This is a genomic window from Ruegeria sp. CDSB086 (assembly GCF_059611065.1).
The window spans coordinates 39697-60901 of the sequence record NZ_JBXWOV010000006.1 but is presented as its reverse complement, the minus strand read 5'-3'; the positions used below and the strand labels follow the sequence as shown (position 1 = coordinate 60901).

Sequence of the window (21205 nt, the reverse complement as noted above, 5' to 3'; positions counted from 1 at the left end):
AGTGTTGTCCCCCCAATTCGTTGACTCTCGAGCGTATCTTTCGAGCCCTTACTGGACCTGGGAAAGTTAGCAGATTCGCATTTGCAGTAAGTTGTGAACCGCATCATTCAAGTTGCTTCCGTGCTGTCATCGTACAGACTACCAACCCACATAGGGGCAGGTCCTTCTTCCATCTTCCATTCGATACCCGACTTGCGAGACAGGTGTTCGAGGTAGCTGCTTAGAGATTCCAGAAGATGCCTATTGAGCCAAAAAAACAAAGCCTCCCACGAATCCGAACCTCCTATGTAAAAACCAGCCGTCATTTTAAACGATACAATTACTGCACCATCTACTTCTGTAAGTTCCAAATTCTTGGTAGTGGACTCGTGGTCGCCATTATGCGCGTACCTATTGTGACGGAGGCTTATGAGTTCGTCATGCGCGGCCTTGTGCTCCACTGGAATTTTATCTGGATCAAGCTTTGACGCACCCTTACCGGCGGTGAACAAGCGTCCATACGACGCCACTACACTCGTCGTAAGCGCTTCATGAGCAAGATACATTTCATCTAGTGGTACTTTGTTCGGGTTGAGTGAAAACTGTTCCCCTAACTGCCGAAGTTGCCCGTAAGAGAAGAGTACCCCGTTTATCGCCACAATATTCAATTGATGATTGGCTAAAACTCTCAGCTCTTTTGCAAAACGCAGCGCGATACCCTCGACGTCTTTATCGCTGGAAGAGTACATATCCGTCAAAACAATCTCCGTATGCTGGTTACGTTTACCGAAGTGCTTTCCAATCTAGGAACTTGCATTCTGTCGAGGTGTTGCAAAGCCCAAATCTGCCGGGAAGGCAAATCTTGCCACGTGGCTTATTTGGCCTTTTGAGATGATCTCACTGACCAGTGCCAACTAGCGCAAAGCTGCCTTAGCCACGGGTCAGTGTTTCACTTGCAGTGAACGTCAGCCTAGTGGCCTCTCCTCTGTTTCGAGCCCTTACCAGACCTTGATCACACCTCGGTCTTTCGCTCATGCAGCAGGTCGCGAACGCGTACAAAGTTGCCGTTCATTTGTCTTGACGATGTCAACCGCAACATAGCGTGTTAGTTGTCAGCAATGAACCAACTAACCTCAGCCAAGCGGAACGCCATACCCTATGCCCTTGCGGTCGTTGGTGTGCTTTTTGCATCCATCTGTTTTGGCCTTGTACCCTACTTTAGCCGTGGGCTCACCGATCAGGGTCTCGCTCCCTATGCGGTTGCCTTTTATCGGTACATCTTGGCAGCGGTTGTCCTTTTGCCCGCACTTGTAATGCATCACTCAAAGTGGCGGGAAATCGTCTGGGGTATGGTTGCGGGCGCAGTGATGGGTCTTGGCTGGGTCGGCTATGTTACTGCTCTTGAGACTGTTCCTGCATCGACGGTTGGCGTACTCTACATGACCTATCCGGTGTTTACGATTGCCATCGCATGGGCGCTTTTTGGTGATCAACCAACGCGGCGCAGCCTTGTTGCGGCTGGATTGATCGTCGCTGCTGCGATATTCGCAGGTTCTCCGGCATCTGTGCCACCGGACCAAATTCCAATCCTTCTCGTCTCATTAGCGGCACCTTTCGGTTTTGGCTTCGGCATATGTGTTCTCGTGCACCGCCTGTCACGTATTGCGCCTTTAGCCAGAATGGCGTCAGTCTCGCTTGGGTCGGTCATTGGCCTTGCCCCTCTCATTCTTTCATCCGAGGTGGGCGAAATCCTACCAGAAGGTGGGGACGACTGGTTTCTAGTTGTCGGGTTGGGCCTTGTGACGGCGCTAATTCCGCAACTGATTTACACGATCTGTTCGCCTATTATTGGGGCAGCGCGCACTGCTGTAGTCGGAAGTATTGAACTACCCACGATGTTTGCTGTTGGCGTTCTTGCATTCGGTGAAGTAATCACGGGTACACAGGCGCTGGCCTGCGCGCTGGTTTTGGGCGCGATAGCTCTCACTCAAAGTCGCTCAACTCGAACTGTGACGACCGTGATCAGCAAGGAGCTTGAGAGGTAGCTTTGGTCTCGTTGCCGATTTTCTCTACGGCGAGTTTGGACAAGCAGATTGAGCCCAATCCTGCCGTTGCCGCGTGACCTGGGTGCTGCGTATGCAAACGACAGCTTTGGTTGGAGCGCAGACCTGTGAACACGAAATCTGCGGGACAGAACATACTTGCACCCGGGCAGACGTAACGTCCGCTTTTCAGGCAAACTGCAGGGAGTTTCCAGCTAAGCGCAGGTGAGTTAGCACTGCGCTTCTAGCGTGAATTAGCTTCCAACTCCAACATATCACAGTGGGTCGACCAAATAGAATTGACCCGTTCTTCGGAATAAACTCGGCCGGTTTTGGGTGCGAATTCAGATTGAACTATTATCAAGGTGCCTTCACCGGCAGGCTCTAAGTCCCAAACTATCGCCCCCGCCTTCCGATCAAGGGGTTCAGCGCTCGCTGTACCAGCACCGTCAAAAGGATCCGTGATCATCTCCTCTTCAACCCTGTTGGGAGGAAAAAAGCGAAATAGAGCCAAGGCAAGTCGCTCTTCGGGTTCAACTACGGTCGAGACGGTTAAGACTTCATTCTCCTTCAAGACAGAGCCTAAGTCGCTCGGATCAACTATGGTGCGAGACACGATGTTGCTAAGAATTCTGTTGTGATTTGTTACATCTGAAAGTGCGGCATAAACTTCATCCAAGGGAGCTTCTACTTTGCACTCAAAATTCGAGAATATCTTCTCAGGAGTGACCTCAAGCGACCCACTTTGTTGAGCATATGCTTGGGATGCAAAGGTCAATGCTGCGATCAAGGGAACCATGCTTGTATACATTCTGTTCTCCAATGACTTGTATTATTTAGGTGGAATAAGCTTACTCTACAGTAAACCGGCCCAAAGTTCAAAAGAGCCGGCATTTGTTCACTGCCAGCATCCGGAACTATGGACTCACTGCCGCCATTCTCTGCGGTGGTTATCGATTGGTGGTAAGAGCCCTTACCGGACCTCCGATAGCACTGGAAATTTCGCTCTTGCAGCAAGTCGTGAACTGCATAGACCGGACGTTGGGAATGCCCGTGAGTAAAGGTGGGTGAGCTATCCCTGCGACCGCCCCTAGGTGCGCTTTTTGAACAACCTATCAACAACGGTCGCTTTCAATATTGGCTTCCATGTTGGCCTTTCTCGAGATTGGCTTGACATTGATAAGATTTGGTATCATATGATGCCAACCGAATATCTCTGAACGTGAGTAAACCCAAATGGTGGTGCCCGATGACTTACGCGCAAGGCTTGCCGAGCTCTGTAGGTCTAAGCGTCACCGACAAGCTAGCTTCTCTCGCAAACGCCCTGTGCGGTGGCATCCAACAAGCGTGTGCGAAAAGGGCTCGACATCACCGTTTACTGAAGCGGGAGCATGGGAGTTCATCGCCTGTCACATTGAGGACGGAGTCGAGATAGAGATCATTGCGTTGGACAAGCCACCTGGCAAAACAGGCTATGTAATGCTGGTGGAGGGTAACTACAGCGAGAAAATCTACATCAAGCTGGAGATCGTGGGTGACAAAGTATTCGGGCGAAGCTTTCACGCAAGTGGTGAATAGGAATGGCAGACATGACTAAGACACATAATCCAGAGACTTGTGCTCTTTGCGGTTGTTTAGCTGCAACCACATCGATCACGAATCATGAATTTGATTACCGTCATGGCGGAAAAATGATCACGTTAGCCGTGCGTGTTCCCGTAACTGAATGTAGTGCGTGCGATGAAGCTTACTTCGGCGAAGGAGCCGAAGAGCTAAAGCACGAGGCTGTATGTAATTTTTTGGGGAGGCTCACTCCACGTGAAATAGTCGAGCTTCGGCGTCGGCTGAACGTGTCACAAGCTCAACTGGCCGCGAAAACCGGGATCGGTGTCGCTTCGATAAAGCGCTGGGAGACTGGCCTCGTCATCCAAGGCGCGGCTTTGGACCGTCAACTTCGAAACTTGGAGCCAGCCGCCAATGGTGAAGCCCGAAGCCCTTGGGCTGGGAATTTTAGAACGCCGATCTCTGAAGCAATGAGGCGGCGAGCAAGCACCTTTTCACTTCGGCCTCCTCGTAGTCGTCAAAACGAGGCAATGGCATGTATGTAGTTACCTTCTACTCATACAAAGGCGGCGTCGGAAGAACACTTGCACTCGTGAATATTGCCGCTCTGCTTGCAAAAAGTGGGCGTAGGGTACTTGCCGTAGACTTCGACCTGGAGGCTCCCAGCCTTCCAGACTTCGACATCTTTAGCAAATCTGCTGGTAAACGGGGCATTGTTGACTATGTGACCGAATATCGGAATAGCGGTAGCGCTCCCGATTGCCATGATTTTATTGTACCCTGCGAAGTTGCGGGGCAGCCAATCTGGGTAATGCCAGCAGGCTGCAATACTGACTATGACTATACTAACAAGCTCAACGATATCGACTGGAAAAAGTTGTACGAAGAGCAAGATGGCTATCTGCTATTCGAAGACCTCAAACAGCAATGGTCGCAATATGATGACCAAGGCTTTGACTATGTGTTGATTGATAGCAGAACGGGTCATACTGATGTTGGCGGAATATGTACGCGGCACTTGCCTGACGCCGTTAGCGTGATGTTCCTGCCCAACGCTTCAAACATTTCAGGCCTAATTCCGATAGTCGAGAGCATAAGAAACGAGAATTCGCTCAACAGTGCCGAAATTGCTCTTCACGTTACTCCAACTAACGTACCTGATCTTGATGATGAAAAAGACATTCTGGCCAAGCTGATGGGACAAGCTTGCAAAGACCTCAATAATGGTTGGGAGTTTCCAGCCGTTATCCACCACTATCAGAGTCTGGACATTCTTGAGACTGGTCCATTCTCCATCAGCAGACCCAACTCAAAGCTCTCCAGAGAGTATGAGTTTCTTAGACTGCAAATAATAGGCCAAAACTTCGAGGATCGTGAGGGTGCAATCTACACATTAAGTACTGCGCCCGATGAACTTAACAAAGCGAGAGTCGCCAACGATACATTTAGACGGGAAGATCTGCACGAGCAGACGAGGAATATTCTTCTCCTTCATCCCGATGATGGGGAGATTGGTTTCTTTGCGGCACAAGCCTTTGATGCGTTTGGCGATCAGGCCTACGAATTGGAGGCGTTGGGCATTGCAATCAGCAAGGGCTATGAGGTTGACAGGGCCAGATTGATTCGCAGCGCGAAGTCCCTTGCCTTCAACAATGATACAAAAGGCTCAGAAGGCGATCTGATGGCCATCCTAAAGTCAAACAGCGCAACGGCTTTCGAACTAATTCCCGCACTTCAGTTGCTAAGTGAGCTCTCAACTGACTGGAGCTCCGCGGTCAAAGTCGTCCTTGATAGGCCTGACGATCAATACAAAGCAATTCTATCGGTGGTCTCCTTTTTGATGTCTTGGGAAGAGGCTGTTCCGCACTGTGCACATCGGTTGCTGACCTTGAGTAAATTTAGGGGGTTGTCGGAGAACGCAAGAATGCGGACTCACAACTACACCAGCTTATGCTTGATCGCCTCGGGCGAATTTAACCAGGCTTTGAAGTACATCGACAAGAGTATTGAGTTGGACGGCAACAAGTCTAGAGCCCAAAACCTTTTCAATCGCTCTATGGCCGCTTGGGCGATTGATGGTGCCCCCCCGAAAGATCTGCTTGCGGAATTTCTTGATAGCCGTGAGATGCAAACACCTGATAGTTCTGTGAATACAAGGCAGTGCCTCGCATTGTCTCACGGGGCGCTCGGTCACCGAGACGAAGCATTGATGCAGCTTAAATTAGCTGAACAATTACTCTCGCCGGGAGACATGTCGTTTAGTTGCTGGACCTATCTCAACTCAACAAGCGAAGAGTTAACCGAGCATTTCGCGGAGATGGCAGATGCAATTGAGAACGAGAAGGCTATTCTTCCTCGCTTCTTGCGCCAGCGTAAAGCAACTGACAACTATTTGCACTGACGTGATATCAAGCAGTTTGTTACTGGACACTTCATCACTTAATAACTATTTTCCTGTATGAATCAGGTACACATTGGAGTTTTGAGATGATCTATCATCCTGGGTCAGACGACTGATCTCGCACCGATTACCGAAAAACGATCTTGCTAGGCGCTTCATATGAAGCGCCTTTTTTCGTCGTATTTCTCTTCTATCGATCAGGGTTTTTTGGTTTCCCAGCACAAGCTAAGCGTGCTGTTCCCAATAAGGTTTGATTGAACACGTTTCACCGCTACCACTTGTCTGGTCTACGAAACAACGCATGGTCAATTTGATATTTTCAAAGTCTGATGTCTGCACAAAGCTGCCGTCTACCACGCCACGTACTGCAAACGCAGCGAAGGTCTGCTTGGTGGCCACTGTTACTTTTGCAGTTTGACAAAATGGTACAATCGCAGATGTCGGCGGGCCCTCTTCCCCACCACTTTCCTTTTGTGGGCCAGCGGGATTTGGACAAGCCAAACGCCCCAGGCCGTTAGGGGGAAAGCGCTGCCTTCCCCCTCGGGCAACCCTATTAGACAGGGCCGTGTCCTCAGCTGCGCTTGCGGGCCGCACCACCCCTGTCGAATAGCATTGCCTCGCCCCCTTCCGCGTTCGCCACGTGGCAGATCAGCAGTAACAGGCGCCTTCGGCGTCTGATCTGCAAATCAGCCCTGATTTTCAAGAAGGGAAGTCAGATCAAACGAAACTGTCTGCGGAAGTCTGAAATGGAAGACTTGGCTCAGTTTATGACGCAAAGGTCATAATTCAACTGATGTCCAACATCGGGGGCGCCTTCCGATGTCGAACGCTCACCTTGTTTCTGGTCCAACTATGACGGTTGGGTCAGGTTCGTGTGACGTTCAACAGGAAACCAGTGGCGGACCGAGGAGGATTCGAACCCCCGACCCCTTGATTCGTAGTCAAGTACTCTATCCAGCTGAGCTATCGGTCCGCGTTGGTGAGGCGGTATTTAGACCCGGTGTTCGGGACACGCAAGTCGATTCTTCAAAAAGTTTTCAAAAAGTCCCATCGCCCCGCGGAAGCCTGATTTCAAAGGTTGTCCCCTCGGCCCCGGTATGCGCCAATATCAGGTCTCCGCCATGCCCACGTACCAGCTCCTGCGAGATGGCAAGGCCTAGCCCAGAGCCTCCCTTACGCACCCCGCCCTGAAATGGAGTGAACAGGTTCTCACGTGCTTTGGGCGGCAATCCGGGGCCGTCATCCCTGATCTCGACGCACCAGTCGTCTTTATATTCGCAGCCGGCGATCGTGATGTTTCCCGGCTTCCCGGATGCCACCAAGGCCTGACGCGCATTGCGCACAAGGTTCATCATGACACGGAATATCTGCTCTGGGTCGGCCCGGGCCACAAGATCTTTGGGCACGTCGTTCACGATCTCGACGCAAGCATCCGCAACAGCCAGCTGTTCGCTGGCGACGACATCTGCGGCGACATCGTGCATGCGCACCATGGTAAGTGTCGGCGCAGGTTCTTCCGCACGTCCGAAGGCCAGCGTGCTTTCGCACAACGACACTGCCCGTGTGATCGAGTTCACCAGCTTGGGCGCCATACGCCGCACCAAGGGATCATCGCTGGTCTCAATCCGGTCGGTGAACAACTGTGCCGAAGTCAGTATGTTCCGCAAATCGTGGCTGACCTTGGCCACCGCGCCGCCCAGTTGCGCCAGCCGTTCACGTTGCTTCAAGGCCTGCGTCAGCTCGGTCTGCAATTGCTGCAGCGCCTCCTCGGCCTCACGAAGTTCGGTCACTTTGGAGTTGGGCGAGATGATTCCCCTCGCGTCTTCGGGCGCCTCTGCATAGCGCTGCATATAACCAACAACACTTTTGATCGGTTTCACCAAAACGACGCGCACAGCCAAAAACAAAAAGAACGCGGTGATGATGGAAATTACGAAGGACAGCCCCAGAATGCGCAGGCCATAATCTGTCATCGCCATTCGCAGCGGCATGCTCTCTATGGTGACCTCAATCAGCAGACCTGCCCCTTTGACGGGTTCGCCAATAACGCGGATGACTTCGTTCTCAGTAGTGAACAGTCGCGCCAGCGCGTCGCGGATCAACACCCAAGGCCCTGCGTCGCGCAGATCGTAGGTCTTGGTGATCTGTTCCGGAATCGGCGAAGACAGCATAAGCTGGCGCACCTCATCGCGGCGCAGCACGACGTTATAGACACCCGCGTTGGCCAGCAGTTCGGCCTCAAGGTCTTCAGCCAGCATATCGTCAGCCAGCAGCGCCAATGACGCGATCTGCGCGCGCTCAAGCCGGTTCAGCAGAAAGTCTTCGCGAAAGCGCGCGATTGAAGGAACAAAGATCAAAATCTCGGCCAACATCACGAAGACCGTCGTCAGGATCAGAAATCGGCCCGACAGCGAATTCAATCTGCTCTCCCTTCTTGGCTAGGGCATCCAGCGTTGGACGAACCTGACCACTTGTTTAACCATCTGATTCTCAAACAGCCTTGGCGAGAAATAGGCACCCGCCACCCGTTTGTTAAGCTCTCCGATCGTCGGATAGGGCGAAACCATCGCAGCGATCTGACCCATCTTCAGGTTATTGGCCAACGCAAGCGACCACAAGTTGATCAGCTCTCCGGCCTGATGCCCTACGATTGTGGCCCCCACAGGCCGACCCTTTACGACCATGACCTTAATGAACCCTTTGGTTTTCCGCTCAGAGATTGCCCGGTCGTTATGGTGATAGTCGAAGCGCGCGATTTCGACCTTGTCACCATGTTGTTCACGGGCCTGAGCCTCGGTCAGGCCCACCTGCGCCAATTCCGGGTCGGTGTAGGTCGCCCAAGGGATATGTGCGGCTTTTGCCTTCGAGGGCAGGCCAAACAACGCAGAACGGATGATGATCCCTGCGTGATATCCAGCGACATGAGTGAATTGCAGACCACCAGCGACGTCGCCAATGGCGTAAACTCTGCGATTCGTCGTGCGCAGCGCGTCATCGACCTTGATCCCGTTGCGGGTTGGTTCAATCCCGGCAGCCTTTAAGTTCAAACGGTCTGTGTTGGCCTTACGCCCGGCGGCCAACAATAAATGAGACCCCGAATAGATCTCACCCGCCTCGGTCACAATTTCTATGGCCCCTTTGTTGTCGCGAATCTGGGCGACCATAGCCTGTTCATGAATAACCACACCTTCGGCGCGCAAGCTGTCCAGAACGACCGCGGCGGCCTCGCGGTCATCCTTGCCCAGCGCCTTCAGGCCTTCGACAACCGTGACCTTACAGCCCAGTCGGACATGCGCTTGCGCCATCTCCATCCCGATCGGTCCGCCACCAATAATCAAAAGATGTTCAGGCTTGTCGCGCAGGTCAAAGATCGTCTCATTGGTATAGAATGGCACCTGATCCAATCCCGGAATCGGAGGCACCAAAGGCGAAGAGCCCGTCGCGATCACTATGCGCCGTGCGGTGATCATGTTGTCGCCCGCCTGCACCTGTGTCGGAGAGACGAAGCTGCCGAATTCCCGGATCACATTTACGCCGAAACCTTCAAACCGTTCCTGACTGTCCATCGGCTCGATCTGAGCGATAACATCGTGAACGTGGTCTTTGGCGGCGGCGTAGTCGGCCTGCGGTACCACGTCAGCCACGCCCAGCGCGGCAGAATGTGCCTGACCGTAAGCTGCCTTGCCGCTGGCAATCAGAGCCTTGGAAGGGACGCAGCCGAAGTTGAGGCAATCGCCACCCATCTTGTGACCTTCCAGCAGAATCACATCGGCCCCCATCTGGCTGGCGCCAGCAGCGACTGACAGCCCCCCGGACCCGGCGCCAATCACCAGGATGTCGGTTTTCAATTCTTGCATGATTTCAGCGGTCCTTTCGGCCACGCAGGGATTTGATGACAATTGGCAGCGTGGCCAGCACACACAAGCCGATGATCGGGCCAATCACAAATGGTTCCCATAACAGCGATACATCAGGTGTTTCGCCCCGATCGAACACACCACCCAGCCCGACGCCGATCCATGTGTAGACGATTCCGCCCGGGATAATGCCCAGCGCGGTGGTGATCAGGAAGTTGCGGAACCTCACGCCGACCAGCGCCGGCACTAGGTTGGCCACAAAAAACGGCACAACGGGAACAAGACGCAATAGAAACAGCACCGAGATCTCATTCTCGCGTAGCCCGTCTTTCAGTTTCTTGATCGTCCCTTCCGAGGACTCAAGCCGTTTTGTCAGGGATTCGCCCAACCCCCAGCGCGCCGCCAGAAAGATTGCAGAGGCTCCGATGGTTGCCGCAAACACGTTGAACACGGTTCCGGCGAACAGGCCGAAAAGAAACCCGCCGGTCATTGACGCCACTGCGGCACCCGGCAGCGAAAACGCGACGATGATAATGTAAATGCCAACGAAAGCTGCAGCCATTGCCCAATAGTTGGCGTCGCGCCAGGTCAATAGCGCCTCACGATTGTCGCGCAGCGTCTCAAAAGTCAGGTAGTCGCCCAGTGTGAAGAACCCCACCGCAGCGACGGCGAGAATCACCAGCAATGGAATATGCCGCGCCAACCCATTGCGCGGTGCCTGAGTCGTTTCGCTCATAAGGCTGTCCGGTTTGTTACGTTTCATTCTGACCCCAACATGCGCTGCTTGCGCCCTACGCAACAGGGGGCTCACGCTGCCTTGATGTTTTTGGTAAGGAATGTGAGGGTTTGGGGCGATAATCCCGCTGTTTTGAAACGTTTTGTCCGACCCGACTACAGAATTGTTGCAAAAGCCACGAAAACCCCCACCTAGGGGTTTGACTTACCCCCCACTACCCAGTAGAGGACGGGCTTCGAACACCACGGGCAGGCGAATCCGCGCTGCACCCGACCGCATAGATTGGAGACGGAGCGATGAAACGCACCTATCAGCCTTCGAACCTGGTTCGCAAACGCCGCCACGGTTTCCGCGCGCGCATGGCCACTAAGGCCGGTCGCAAAATCCTGAATTCGCGCCGCGCACGCGGCCGCAAGTCGCTGAGCGCGTAAACCGCTCACCGATCAGGTTATGAACATGACGCCGCCGGAGGCCCCTCGTGGATGGTAAGAACCAGCCCGGGGAAACGCCCCCGGCGGCGTCCGTTTGCGCGCCTGAATTTTTGACCGTTCTCAGGAAACGATCTGATTTCCTTAAGGCAGCGCGTGCCCGCAGGCAGGGCACATCCTCGATGATGGTGCAGGCTCGCAAACGTACCCCGGACGAGGCGACCGGAATTCGGGTAGGCTTTACCTGTTCCAAAAAGGTTGGCAATGCCGTAGCACGCAACCGCGCCAAGCGCAGGTTGCGCGAGGCCGCTCGGGCTGTTCTGCCCGTCATTGGACATGACGGGTGGGATTACGTTCTGATTGGTCGGGCCGAAACCACAGCCGCGCGACCCTATGAGGCACTTCTGGACGATCTGCGCTATGCGCTTCGCAAAGTGCACAGCGGGCGGAAATGACCCTCTTCTCTCATATCGTGGCTCTACCTGTAAGGGCCTATCGGCTGGTCTTCAGTCCCTGGGTTGGCTTCAATTGCCGATACCAGCCCACCTGCTCGGCCTATGCGCTGGAAGCACTGGAAAAGCATGGGGCCATCAAGGGAAGCTGGCTGGCGGCACGGCGGATTAGCCGCTGCCATCCCTGGGGCGGCGATGGGTACGACCCCGTACCCAACCGCAAGGAAGACGACAGCTGATCTTTATGACCCTCCGTCAGCCTTGACCCATTCGGACATGCGCTGAACACTTGAACCCGTACTGCCCGAGGTTCAGATGACATCCGACGCCCGCCATTCCCTGCCGACACATGACGTATTGAATCAGCCGCCTGTGCGCGCGGATTCTAATCTCTGGTCTTCAGATCCCGTTCTGCGAAACGCCGTGCATTTCACGGGCGGTCGCGAAGCGCCTTTGGCGGCTTACGGGGAAACGTTGGGACGGGTGGAAACCCGCGAGCTGGGGCGCGAGGCCAATCGGCACCTCCCCGAACTTCGATTGTTCGATCAGGGCGGTAGGCGCCTGGACGAGGTACGGTTTCACCCCGCCTATCATGAGATGATGCAGATCAGCCAATCTGCCGGCTATGCGGCCTTGGCCTGGGACGGTCAGTCCGGCGGCCACACGACCCACGCCGCGATGATGTATCTGGCCAGCCAGGTTGAGCCGGGCCATTGCTGCCCATTGACCATGACCTACGCGGCAATCCCGGCTCTTGCTGCAAATGAACAGATCGCCTCCGAGTGGCGGCCTAAGCTCATGGCGCGCAGCTATGATCCGAATACTAAACCGATCGAACAAAAATCCAGCGCCACATTGGGCATGGCAATGACCGAAAAGCAGGGCGGCTCGGACGTGCGCGCCAATACCACCATCGCTACTCGAGACGGCGAGCACTGGCGTCTGCGCGGGCACAAGTGGTTCTGCTCGGCCCCCATGTCGGACGGTTTTCTGACGCTGGCACAAGCGCCCGGTGGGCTGACCTGTTTCCTCGTCCCCCGCTGGCTGGACGGTGAACGCAACGCCATTCACCTGATGCGGCTCAAGGACAAGCTGGGGAACAAATCCAACGCCTCGTCCGAAATCGAATATCACGACGCACTGGCGTACCAACTGGGGGACGAAGGCGCGGGCGTGCGAACAATTATCGAGATGGTCCATCACACCCGACTGGATACAGCCGTGGCCCCGGCGGGCCTGATGCGCGCAGCCCTCAGCGAATCGCATCATTGGGTCGCCCACCGCAGCGCTTTTCAGCGCCGGTTGATCGACCAGCCCTTGATGCGCGCTGTGCTGGCTGATCTCGTGCTGGACTGGGAGGGCGCATTGACGCTGGGGATGCGCGTCGCGCAGGCCTTCGACGGCCAGTCACCCGAAGACAAGGCCTTTGCCCGTATCGGTGTCGCCCTGGCCAAGTTCCTGAATAACAAGCGATGCCCGGCCGTAGTCGTTGAGGCAATGGAGGTGCTGGGTGGCATGGGCTATGTCGAAGACACGCCCCTGCCCCTGCTGTATCGCGAAGCCCCGCTGAACGGTATTTGGGAGGGGTCGGGCAATGTGATCTGTCTCGACATTCTGCGCAGCCTGTCTCGCGAACCGCTGGCCGCTGAGGCCCTGCAGGCCGAACTGGATATAGCAACGGGTGTCGACCACGGCTATGACGCCGCGCTCAAGGCGCATCGTGATCGGTGGCCCGGGCTGCCGCCTGAGAGTGAAGCCCGTTGGTTTGCCGAACGTACTGCATTGCTGCTGACAGCAGCTCAGCTATTGCGTCGCGCACCCGCGGCCGTTGCAGACGGGTTCATCGCCACAAGGCTTTTGGGCAACAGCGGCCGCATCTCCGGATCCGTGTCCGGGCTGGACACGGACGCCCTGCTTGCCCGACTGGGCTGACCCGGCCACTTGCCCGGTTGGCTTAACTGCTGTAGGGGCAGCGCATGTTTGACGAAGCTGACGATATCCACCCGCTCTTTGCAGGCGCGCCCTCGACCACCGAGTTCAAAAAACTGCGCAAACGCATTGTGCGGCAGACCCGTGAAGCCATCGAGCACTATGGGATGGTGGACCCGTCCGCGCATGACAAGGACGGGAAACCGCCCCGCTGGCTGGTTTGCCTGTCCGGCGGTAAGGACAGTTATACCCTGTTGGCCGTTCTGTACGAACTTAAATGGCGTGGCCTGCTGCCCATTGATTTACTGGCTTGCAACCTCGACCAGGGCCAGCCCGGATTTCCGGCCACTGTCCTGCCCGAGTTCCTGGAACGAATGGGCGTTCCGCATCGGATTGAATATCAGGACACCTATTCCATCGTGATGGACAAAGTTACACAGGGCCGCACCTTTTGCGCCCTGTGTTCGCGCCTGCGCCGAGGCAACCTGTACCGCATTGCCCGGGAAGAGGGATGCTCGGCCGTCGTACTGGGCCACCACCGCGACGATATCCTCGAGACGTTCTTCATGAACCTGTTTCACGGCGGGCGACTGGCCACCATGCCGCCCAAGCTGGTGAACGAAGAAGGCGATTTGTTCGTCTTCCGCCCCCTCGCCCATGTGGCTGAGGCCGATTGCGAGAAATTCGCGACCTCGATGAACTATCCGATTATCCCCTGCGACCTCTGCGGCAGTCAGGATGGGTTGCAACGTCAGCAGGTCAAACAGATTTTGGATCAGTGGGAAAAGAACAGCCCCGGACGCCGTCAAGTGATGTTCCGGGCCCTGACAAATGCGCGTCCGTCGCATCTTTTGGACCCAAAATTGTTTGATTTTCAGAACCTTGCACTCAAACCGAATGAAAATGACGAAAATTCGGGCGAAATTCCGCAGCTCCGTTAACGAGTGACTCAGATTGGTTTCCTAGGGTCGACCTGAGCGTTTCAAACGCAAGGTAGAGGCCCGAAGATCCGATGTGGAAACATATCTCAGTCAGCAGAATTTTTGACTCTCTTGCCATGGTGCTAAGCGGCCCGCCCGCCTTGGCCTTCGCGCCTGCGATCAGTCTGGCCGCGTATTGGATTGGTGGTGAGCGGGCATTGGTTGTCGCGGCACTTACCCTGCCGCTTGTGTTCGCCGCGGTATCGACCGCGCACAAGGCCAGCAATCAGGAAAAAGACGGTAACGGCCTCCTTCCTCTCGACAGGTTTGCGGCCCAGATGGAAACGCTGTTTGCGGAAAATCAGCGCACTGGCCACGAAGCCTCCTGTATGATTGTTGAATTGGACGGGTTTTCGGAATGTCTTGATCTGCACGGAAATGCGGCCGGGAACGTAATGGCTGACCAATTCCGCAGCCGGGTACTTTCGGTCATACGCTCACATGACATTGCCACTGGGCTGGACCAGGGCAAGATCGCAATCGGCCTGCACGCCGCGCAGAATCTGGATCTGGAGGCCTGCATTCAGATGTCGGGGCGCATTCAGGCCGCCGTCGATGAGCCAATCATGCTAAATGGCACCAGCGTTTACATGTCATGTTCAATCGGGTTTTGTCTGCAATCCACTTTGCCCGACATCACCTTTGCCGAGTGGATCGATGCCGCCAACGCGGCCTTGGCCGAAGCACAAAGGAACGGTCCTGCAACCATCCGCGCCTTTTCATCTGAAACGCAGCGGCGGGCACGCGTGCGTGCCAACCTGCGCAACGAGTTTATTGCGGCCTTGGATAGTGGTGAAATCCGCCCATGGTTTCAGCCGCAGATTTCCACCGACACCGGCCACGTTACCGGGTTCGAGGCGCTTGCCCGTTGGGAACACCCACAGAAGGGCGTGCTGGGACCGCCGGTTTTCCTGCCTTTTGCAGAACAAGCCGATCTGATGGAACGCTTGGGTCAGGTGATGCGCCATCACGCTTTCGCCGCCATGCGCCAGTGGAACCGCGCCGGTGTCGTCGTGCCTCGGATTGGCGTGAATTTCTCATCAGAAGAGCTGCGCGACCCGGCGTTGATCGACCGTCTGAAATGGGAGCTGGATCAAAATGACCTGACGCCCGACAGATTGACCGTCGAGATTCTTGAAACAGTGTTTTCCAGGCGGCCCGATGACGTAATCACCCGCAACGTGATAAGCATGTCCAAGCTCGGCTGCTGCATTGACCTCGATGATTTCGGCACTGGCCACGCCTCCATTGCGTCGATCAAGCGCTTTGACGTTTCACGCATTAAAATCGATCGGTCCTTCGTGGCAAAGGCGGATCGGGACGCAAGCCAGCAACAGTTGGTCAGCGCGATTTTGACCATGGCGGAACGGCTGAATGTCGAAACTCTGGCCGAGGGGGTCGAGACACAAGGCGAGCATGCCCTGATGGCGCAACTGGGCTGCGACCACGTGCAGGGGTTTGAAATTGGCAAGCCCATGCCCTTTGAAAAGACGTTGGACTGGATGGCCGCACATCAAAACAAACTCAACGGAATGCCAAAAATCGGGCGTCAGGCACGTCCTTAGGCGCGAATTAACGCCACAGAACCCCAATCGGTGATGAATTACAGGGCGATTCCGCTTGACCTTTGGGCCCGCACTCTGTTGAACCCAGCGGGTGTCTTTCACTGCTTAAGGTGGCTGTCCCCGATGGACGATCAGAACAAGAACCTCATCCTCGCAACCGCGCTCAGCTTTCTCGTGATCCTGGTTTGGTTCGTGCTGTTTCCACCGCCCGAGCAGACGACCGCACCGGAATCTGCCGAGATCAGCGCGACTGATGGTACAGAGGTTCAGACCCCAAGCGCTGCTGGCACCAATACAGTTGGTGAAGCAACCGCAGACGCCACCGAGATCGAGCCCGACGCCCAAGCACCTCGGGTCGAGATTGAAACACCGCGCCTGAAAGGCAGCCTGTCCCTGTCCGGCGGTCGTATCGATGAACTGTTCCTGAAAGATTACAAAGTTTCGATCGAAGAAGGCGCACCCATTGTCGAACTGCTGTCGCCCGTTGGTTCGGAATCGGCTTACTATGCCTTGTACGGATGGGCACCGGGCGCAGGCGTCGCCGGCGCTGACGTCCCCGGCCCTAATACACTGTGGACCGTCGAAGACGGCGAAACCCTGGGGGTCGATACTCCGGTCACTCTGAAATGGGACAACAGCAAGGGCCTGACCTTCCGCCGCACTATTGAGGTTGACCAGGACTACATGTTCACCGTCACCCAGTCGGTTGAGAACAATACCCAGGCCGAGGTCGGCATGGCCCCATATGGCATCCTGGCCCGTCACGGCATTGGCGAAGACGGCGACCTGCCCGATCTGAAAAACTTCTTCATCCTGCATGAAGGCGTTATGGTTATGGCTGACGGCGTTCTGGACGAGATCGACTATGGCGATGTGCGCGACTTTGACATTGACCCGAATGAGCGTGCGCAAGCCGAAGTCTTTCAGGTCAAGGAAGGTGGCTGGGTCGGCTTTACCGATCACTACTGGATGACCACTCTGATCCCTGCAGAGGGATCGGCATTCAAGGCTGCGGCTAAATATGACGCCCGCCGCAAGATTTATCAGACCGAAACGGTTCTGCCGACGCTGACTGTCGCGCCCGGCGCAACTGAAGAAGTCACCACCCAACTGTTCGCGGGTGCCAAAGAATGGGAAACCATCCGCGAGTATCAGGCTGACGGTGTACAGAAGTTCGTCGACAGCATCGACTGGGGCTGGTTCTACTTCCTGACCAAGCCGATTTTCTGGCTGCTGCACAACATCAACGCCCTAATCGGCAACATGGGTTGGTCGATCATTGGCCTGACGCTGATCATCAAGGCGATCCTATTCCCGCTGGCGTACAAATCCTACGTCTCGATGGCGAAGATGAAAGAGCTTCAGCCGCAGATGGAGGCCATGAAAGAAGCCGCAGGCGACGATCGCCAAAAGATGCAGCAGGGCATGATGGAGCTGTACAAGAAGGAAAAGGTAAACCCCGCCGCGGGCTGTTTGCCGATCCTGATGCAGATCCCGATCTTCTTCTCGCTGTATAAGGTGATCTTCGTCACTATCGAACTGCGTCAGGCCCCCTGGTTTGGCCCGTTCCAGGACCTCAGCGCACCTGATCCGACTTCGATCATGAACCTGTTTGGTTTGCTGCCCTTTGCCGGTCCGCAGCCAGATACCTTCATGGCACTGATCTTCATCGGCATCCTGCCGTTGCTGTTGGGGATCTCGATGTGGTTGCAGCAAAAGCTGAACCCGGCACCAACTGACCCGACTCAGGCGATGATCTTTGCCTGGATGCCTTGGGTGTTCATGTTCATGTTGGGCAGCTTTGCCAGCGGACTGGTTGTTTACTGGATCGCGAACAACACGATCACCTTCACGCAGCAATACCTGATCATGCGCAGTCAGGGCTATAAGCCTGACGTGTTCGGCAACATCAAATCCGGCTTCAAGCGGACGCCCAAAACGGACGACAAATGAATGCTGAAGTAACCCATATGTGGCGGCATCCGATCAAAAGCCATGGTCGCGAGTCCCTCCAGACCGTATCAGTGACCCCCGGGCAGACCATGCCCGGGGATCGCGTTTGGGCAGTCGCGCATGAGTCGTCGAAGGCGGATGGTTCTCAATGGGTGCCTTGCGCCAATTTCAGTCGCGGGGCGAAAGCACCGCAACTGATGGCTATCTCGGCCCGGCTGAACGGCGACACGATAACTCTGACACATCCAGATCGTCCGGATCTGACTTTTAATCCGGATGGCGAACAGCAGGTCTTTTTGGACTGGGTCCAGCCGTTGATGCCTACGGATCGGGCGGCGTCAGCCCGGATTATCCGAGTGCCGGGTCGCGGCATGACTGACAGTGACTACCCCTCGATCAGCCTGTGCAACATGGCATCGCACCGCGCGGTCGAGCAAAAGCTTGGCAGCAATCTGTCGATCCAGCGCTGGCGTGGCAACATCTGGTTCGATGGCCTGCCCCTGTGGGAAGAATTCGACTGGCTGGATCGCGAAGTACAGATCGGTGAGGCCGTGTTTCATGTCAAAGAACGCATCCGACGCTGTTTGGCGACAACGGCAAATCCGAAAACCGGCGTGCGCGATGCGGATACGCTGGGCACATTGAACAGCTGGGGCCATCAGGATTTCGGCGTTTACGCCGAGGTTATCCGAGGCGGCGCAATTTCAGTTGGCGATAAGGTTCATCCGTTATGAGCACCCTACCCTTTCCACTGGTCGAAGACCCGGACAAGTTCGCGCTGGAACTCGGCCGCAAATTGTTTGCGGGACAATCCGAGTTTGTCAAAGGCGTGGTCGCAATGAATGGCCTGCCGACCCCTGACCGGCTTGAGGTCTGCTTTGCCGGACGTTCAAACGTAGGCAAGTCCAGCCTGATCAATGCGCTGACCGGCACCAAAGGTCTGGCACGCGCGTCCAACACTCCGGGCCGCACGCAAGAGATCAACTTTTTCACCCAAGGACCCGAGCTCTATCTGGTTGACCTACCCGGGTACGGCTACGCCAACGCCCCGGTGAAGGTCGTTGAAAAATGGCAGCGGCTGCTGAAACAGTATCTAAGCGGCCGCCAGACTCTGCGCCGGGCCTTTGTCCTGATTGACTCGCGCCATGGGGTGAAGCCGGTCGATGCCGAGATCATGAAGCTGTTGGATTCCAGCGCCGTTACATTTCAATGCGTGATGACCAAGGCGGACAAGGTCAAGGCCAATGACCGGCAAAAGGTGTTGGATCAGGTTCGCGGCGCATTGTCCAAGCACCCGGCGGCATATCCGGAGATTGTGCTGACGTCTTCCGAAAAGGGTGACGGTATTCCGACCCTTCGTTCGATCATCGCACATCTGGAATGATCCAGATCGGCCGCATTTTCCCAATCCTTACGTTGCTGGCAATTGTGCTGACCGGCGCGATCCCGCAGGGCTGGATGCCCGCGATGGGCAGTGATGGGAAAGTGCTGCTGGTGATCTGTACTGGCGATGGAACAGTCGAACAATGGGTTGACCTGAACCCCGGCGATCCTGTGCACGACGACACGGATTCGCGCGCAATGTGCCCATTCGCGGGCCTAACGGCGGATACACACCTGCCGTCAGTCGGTGAGACTGTCCCTTTTGCGGCGAAAATCCAGCCACGCTGGATCCATCGTGATTTCACCCATCGCAGTGCCGGGTTCTACGCCCGCTATGATGCGCGGGGGCCGCCCTTCTTTTCCTGATTCACCTCAACACTTTTGAACCCGTGCACGCGCTGCGCGGGGCAGTATTCGAATCCGGAGAACAAAAATGGCACTGGATAGCCAAAACCTGGGGGATACCCCGGCGCAGAACACTGCTGCGCAAAAATTCTATTTCGCCGCCTGGCGGTGGCACTTTTATGCCGGGATCTTCGTCATCCCGTTCCTGATCATTCTGGCAGTAACCGGACTAATGATGATGTTCATCACGCAGTTCGACGGTCGCGACGGCGAAAAAATCGCCGTGGATGTCCACGGGCAAGCTTTACCGGCCTCACAACAGGCCCTTATCGCCCTTGACGAGGTGCCCGGCACGGTTGCCGAGTGGATTGGTCCGAAGGCTGATAATCTGGCCACTGTGTTTCGCATCAAAACCGAAGAAGGTCAGCGTCTTGTCGCCGTCGATCCTTACGCCGGAGAGGTTCTGCAGGTCTGGAATCGTCGCGCCGGATGGTATGATCTGGCCGACAACATTCACTCGACCCTTCTGATTGGCACGACCGGAGACCGCATTATTGAAATCGCAGCGGGGCTGAGCCTGCTTTTGGTCTTTACCGGTCTTTACATGTGGTGGCCGCGTGGAAACACCTTGGCCGCTTTTGTGCCCAATCTGCGCGCACGCGGCCGCGCATTGTGGCGGTCACTGCACGCTGTGATTGGGTTCTGGATGTCCGGGCTGTTGGTGGTCTTCCTGATCTCGGGCCTCTCCTGGGCGGGCGTCTGGGGCGGTATGATCGTTCAGCCATGGAGCAGCTTTCCGGCCGAAAAATGGGACAATGTCCCCCTGTCCGATGACATCCACGCCAGTATGAACCACGGCCACCAGAACGATGTCCCATGGGCGTTGGAACAAACGCCCATGCCCGCTTCTGGGTCCGAGGCCGGGATCGACGGTGTCCCACAAGGCACGCAGGTCGATATCGACGCGCTTGTGGCCCTTGGCACCGCTTTGGACATGACAGGCCGTTTTCGTGTGGCCTATCCCGGCGGCGAGGTCGGTGTCTGGACCCTGAACCGCGACAGCATGAGCAGTGACTCGACCGATCCGGTGAACGACCGCACTGTCCACGTGGACCAATTTACCGGCAAGATTCTGGCGGATGTCCGGTATGAGGATTACTCGCTGATGGGAAAATCCATGGCCATTGGGATCCCGTTTCACATTGGTCTGATGGGCATGTGGAACTTTGTCCTGAACCTGGTGTTCTGCCTGTCTGTCATCTTCGTGTGCGTCTCGGGCGTTGTGTTGTGGGTAAAACGTCGTCCCCAACGGGCCGGACGTCTGGCCGCGCCGCCGATGCCAGCGGAACTGCCATTGTGGAAAGGGGCCGTCCTGATCGGCTTGTTCACCGCGATGGCGTTCCCGCTGGTGGGCCTCACCTTGCTGACCGTACTGGCCGTCGATTTGCTGCTGATCAGCAACATCCCGGCGATGAAACGCGCGATAAGCTGACACACAGACAGCCGCATCCGGGCAACCGGTGCGGCCCTATGCGCGATCCGGTCTTGGCAGAGCTGTACAAAGGCCCTAACACGGGTTCCCAGAGGGACTG

Annotated in this window: 18 protein-coding genes, 1 tRNA gene and 1 pseudogene; 14 read left to right on the top strand and 6 right to left on the bottom strand. The window is 55.8% G+C overall.

Translation table 11 applies throughout. From position 1 onward, the window contains the following. Positions 1-107: 107 nt before the first annotated feature. Positions 108-737 (bottom strand): hypothetical protein, encoded by a 630-nt coding sequence (locus tag AC2FIO_RS13305; RefSeq protein ID WP_496698186.1) that lies wholly within the window; start codon positions 735-737, stop codon positions 108-110. Between the two features lie 360 nt (positions 738-1097). Here AC2FIO_RS13305 and AC2FIO_RS13300 point away from each other — a divergent pair, with 360 nt between their 5' ends. Continuing rightward, positions 1098-2024: a DMT family transporter gene (locus tag AC2FIO_RS13300; protein ID WP_496698184.1), complete on the top strand. Its 927-nt coding sequence runs from the start codon at positions 1098-1100 to the stop codon at positions 2022-2024. A gap of 241 nt (positions 2025-2265) precedes the next feature. Here AC2FIO_RS13300 and AC2FIO_RS13295 read toward each other — a convergent pair whose 3' ends face one another. Then, positions 2266-2832, bottom strand: a complete 567-nt coding sequence (locus AC2FIO_RS13295; RefSeq protein WP_496698182.1) for an SRPBCC family protein — start codon at positions 2830-2832, stop codon at positions 2266-2268. A gap of 769 nt (positions 2833-3601) precedes the next feature. Here AC2FIO_RS13295 and AC2FIO_RS13290 point away from each other — a divergent pair. Together AC2FIO_RS13290 and AC2FIO_RS13285 are read left to right on the top strand one after the other, a co-directional pair. Next, positions 3602-4129, top strand: a complete 528-nt coding sequence (locus AC2FIO_RS13290) for a type II TA system antitoxin MqsA family protein (RefSeq protein WP_496698180.1) — start codon at positions 3602-3604, stop codon at positions 4127-4129. Further along, positions 4120-5985 (top strand): tyrosine-protein kinase family protein, encoded by a 1866-nt coding sequence (locus AC2FIO_RS13285; protein ID WP_496698178.1) that lies wholly within the window; start codon positions 4120-4122, stop codon positions 5983-5985. Before AC2FIO_RS13290 ends, AC2FIO_RS13285 begins: the two co-directional genes overlap by 10 nt. An 896-nt stretch (positions 5986-6881) precedes the next feature. On the opposite strand, the gene AC2FIO_RS13280 is transcribed toward AC2FIO_RS13285, so the two are convergent. The 4 genes from AC2FIO_RS13280 to AC2FIO_RS13265 all read right to left on the bottom strand — a co-directional run bounded on the left by AC2FIO_RS13280 (position 6882) and on the right by AC2FIO_RS13265 (position 10578). Further along, positions 6882-6958 (bottom strand) — tRNA-Arg (locus AC2FIO_RS13280). A gap of 64 nt (positions 6959-7022) precedes the next feature. Beyond that, positions 7023-8405 carry an ATP-binding protein gene (locus AC2FIO_RS13275; RefSeq protein WP_496698176.1) on the bottom strand — a complete coding sequence of 461 codons (1383 nt, stop codon included), beginning with the start codon at positions 8403-8405 and terminating at the stop codon, positions 7023-7025. 18 nt (positions 8406-8423) lie between these two features. Next, positions 8424-9842, bottom strand: coding sequence for a dihydrolipoyl dehydrogenase family protein (locus tag AC2FIO_RS13270; protein ID WP_496698174.1), 1419 nt, complete (start codon positions 9840-9842; stop codon positions 8424-8426). A gap of 4 nt (positions 9843-9846) precedes the next feature. Then, positions 9847-10578 carry a TVP38/TMEM64 family protein gene (locus AC2FIO_RS13265; protein WP_496698593.1) on the bottom strand — a complete coding sequence of 244 codons (732 nt, stop codon included), beginning with the start codon at positions 10576-10578 and terminating at the stop codon, positions 9847-9849. A 296-nt stretch (positions 10579-10874) separates the two neighbouring features. On the opposite strand from AC2FIO_RS13265, the gene rpmH reads away from it, so the two are divergent. The 11 genes and pseudogenes from rpmH (at position 10875) to AC2FIO_RS13210 (ending at position 21105) form a co-directional block, all read left to right on the top strand. Further along, positions 10875-11009 carry a 50S ribosomal protein L34 gene (gene rpmH, locus AC2FIO_RS13260; protein WP_005632162.1) on the top strand — a complete coding sequence of 45 codons (135 nt, stop codon included), beginning with the start codon at positions 10875-10877 and terminating at the stop codon, positions 11007-11009. Positions 11010-11034: 25 nt separating this feature from the next. After that, positions 11035-11461 (top strand): annotated as a pseudogene (gene rnpA, locus AC2FIO_RS13255) (ribonuclease P protein component). Continuing rightward, positions 11458-11697 carry a membrane protein insertion efficiency factor YidD gene (yidD, locus tag AC2FIO_RS13250; protein ID WP_496698172.1) on the top strand — a complete coding sequence of 80 codons (240 nt, stop codon included), beginning with the start codon at positions 11458-11460 and terminating at the stop codon, positions 11695-11697. The pseudogene rnpA and the gene yidD overlap by 4 nt, the downstream one beginning before the upstream one ends. 76 nt (positions 11698-11773) lie before the next feature. Further along, complete coding sequence (locus AC2FIO_RS13245; protein WP_496698170.1) at positions 11774-13390, top strand: acyl-CoA dehydrogenase family protein; 1617 nt, start codon at positions 11774-11776, stop codon at positions 13388-13390. A gap of 44 nt (positions 13391-13434) precedes the next feature. Continuing rightward, positions 13435-14328, top strand: a complete 894-nt coding sequence (gene ttcA / locus AC2FIO_RS13240) for a tRNA 2-thiocytidine(32) synthetase TtcA (protein WP_496698168.1) — start codon at positions 13435-13437, stop codon at positions 14326-14328. Between the two features lie 71 nt (positions 14329-14399). Next, entirely contained in the window at positions 14400-15932 is a 1533-nt protein-coding gene (locus tag AC2FIO_RS13235; protein WP_496698166.1) for a putative bifunctional diguanylate cyclase/phosphodiesterase, read from the top strand. A 123-nt stretch (positions 15933-16055) separates the two neighbouring features. Further along, on the top strand, positions 16056-17885 hold the full coding sequence (yidC, locus tag AC2FIO_RS13230; protein WP_282171070.1) for a membrane protein insertase YidC: 1830 nt from the start codon (positions 16056-16058) through the stop codon (positions 17883-17885). Then, positions 17882-18619 carry an MOSC domain-containing protein gene (locus AC2FIO_RS13225; protein ID WP_496698164.1) on the top strand — a complete coding sequence of 246 codons (738 nt, stop codon included), beginning with the start codon at positions 17882-17884 and terminating at the stop codon, positions 18617-18619. Before yidC ends, AC2FIO_RS13225 begins: the two co-directional genes overlap by 4 nt. Further along, complete coding sequence (gene yihA, locus AC2FIO_RS13220; RefSeq protein WP_496698162.1) at positions 18616-19269, top strand: ribosome biogenesis GTP-binding protein YihA/YsxC; 654 nt, start codon at positions 18616-18618, stop codon at positions 19267-19269. The genes AC2FIO_RS13225 and yihA overlap by 4 nt, the downstream gene beginning before the upstream one ends. After that, complete coding sequence (locus AC2FIO_RS13215; RefSeq protein ID WP_496698160.1) at positions 19266-19634, top strand: DUF2946 family protein; 369 nt, start codon at positions 19266-19268, stop codon at positions 19632-19634. The genes yihA and AC2FIO_RS13215 overlap by 4 nt, the downstream gene beginning before the upstream one ends. A gap of 67 nt (positions 19635-19701) precedes the next feature. Next, positions 19702-21105, top strand: a complete 1404-nt coding sequence (locus AC2FIO_RS13210) for a PepSY-associated TM helix domain-containing protein (protein ID WP_496698158.1) — start codon at positions 19702-19704, stop codon at positions 21103-21105. Positions 21106-21205: the final 100 nt, after the last annotated feature.

Bases quoted from the DNA above. Each gene is read 5' to 3' on its own strand.
- AC2FIO_RS13300 (WP_496698184.1), top strand. From the start codon at position 1,098: ATGAACCAACTAACCTCAGCCAAGCGGAACGCCATACCCTATGCCCTT.
- AC2FIO_RS13295 (WP_496698182.1), bottom strand. From the start codon at position 2,832: ATGTATACAAGCATGGTTCCCTTGATCGCAGCATTGACCTTTGCATCC.
- AC2FIO_RS13290 (WP_496698180.1), top strand. From the start codon at position 3,602: ATGGCAGACATGACTAAGACACATAATCCAGAGACTTGTGCTCTTTGC.
- AC2FIO_RS13285 (WP_496698178.1), top strand. From the start codon at position 4,120: ATGTATGTAGTTACCTTCTACTCATACAAAGGCGGCGTCGGAAGAACA.
- AC2FIO_RS13270 (WP_496698174.1), bottom strand. From the start codon at position 9,842: ATGCAAGAATTGAAAACCGACATCCTGGTGATTGGCGCCGGGTCCGGG.
- AC2FIO_RS13265 (WP_496698593.1), bottom strand. From the start codon at position 10,578: ATGAGCGAAACGACTCAGGCACCGCGCAATGGGTTGGCGCGGCATATT.
- rpmH (WP_005632162.1), top strand. From the start codon at position 10,875: ATGAAACGCACCTATCAGCCTTCGAACCTGGTTCGCAAACGCCGCCAC.
- yidD (WP_496698172.1), top strand. From the start codon at position 11,458: ATGACCCTCTTCTCTCATATCGTGGCTCTACCTGTAAGGGCCTATCGG.
- AC2FIO_RS13245 (WP_496698170.1), top strand. From the start codon at position 11,774: ATGACATCCGACGCCCGCCATTCCCTGCCGACACATGACGTATTGAAT.
- ttcA (WP_496698168.1), top strand. From the start codon at position 13,435: ATGTTTGACGAAGCTGACGATATCCACCCGCTCTTTGCAGGCGCGCCC.
- AC2FIO_RS13235 (WP_496698166.1), top strand. From the start codon at position 14,400: ATGTGGAAACATATCTCAGTCAGCAGAATTTTTGACTCTCTTGCCATG.
- yidC (WP_282171070.1), top strand. From the start codon at position 16,056: ATGGACGATCAGAACAAGAACCTCATCCTCGCAACCGCGCTCAGCTTT.
- AC2FIO_RS13225 (WP_496698164.1), top strand. From the start codon at position 17,882: ATGAATGCTGAAGTAACCCATATGTGGCGGCATCCGATCAAAAGCCAT.
- yihA (WP_496698162.1), top strand. From the start codon at position 18,616: ATGAGCACCCTACCCTTTCCACTGGTCGAAGACCCGGACAAGTTCGCG.
- AC2FIO_RS13215 (WP_496698160.1), top strand. From the start codon at position 19,266: ATGATCCAGATCGGCCGCATTTTCCCAATCCTTACGTTGCTGGCAATT.
- AC2FIO_RS13210 (WP_496698158.1), top strand. From the start codon at position 19,702: ATGGCACTGGATAGCCAAAACCTGGGGGATACCCCGGCGCAGAACACT.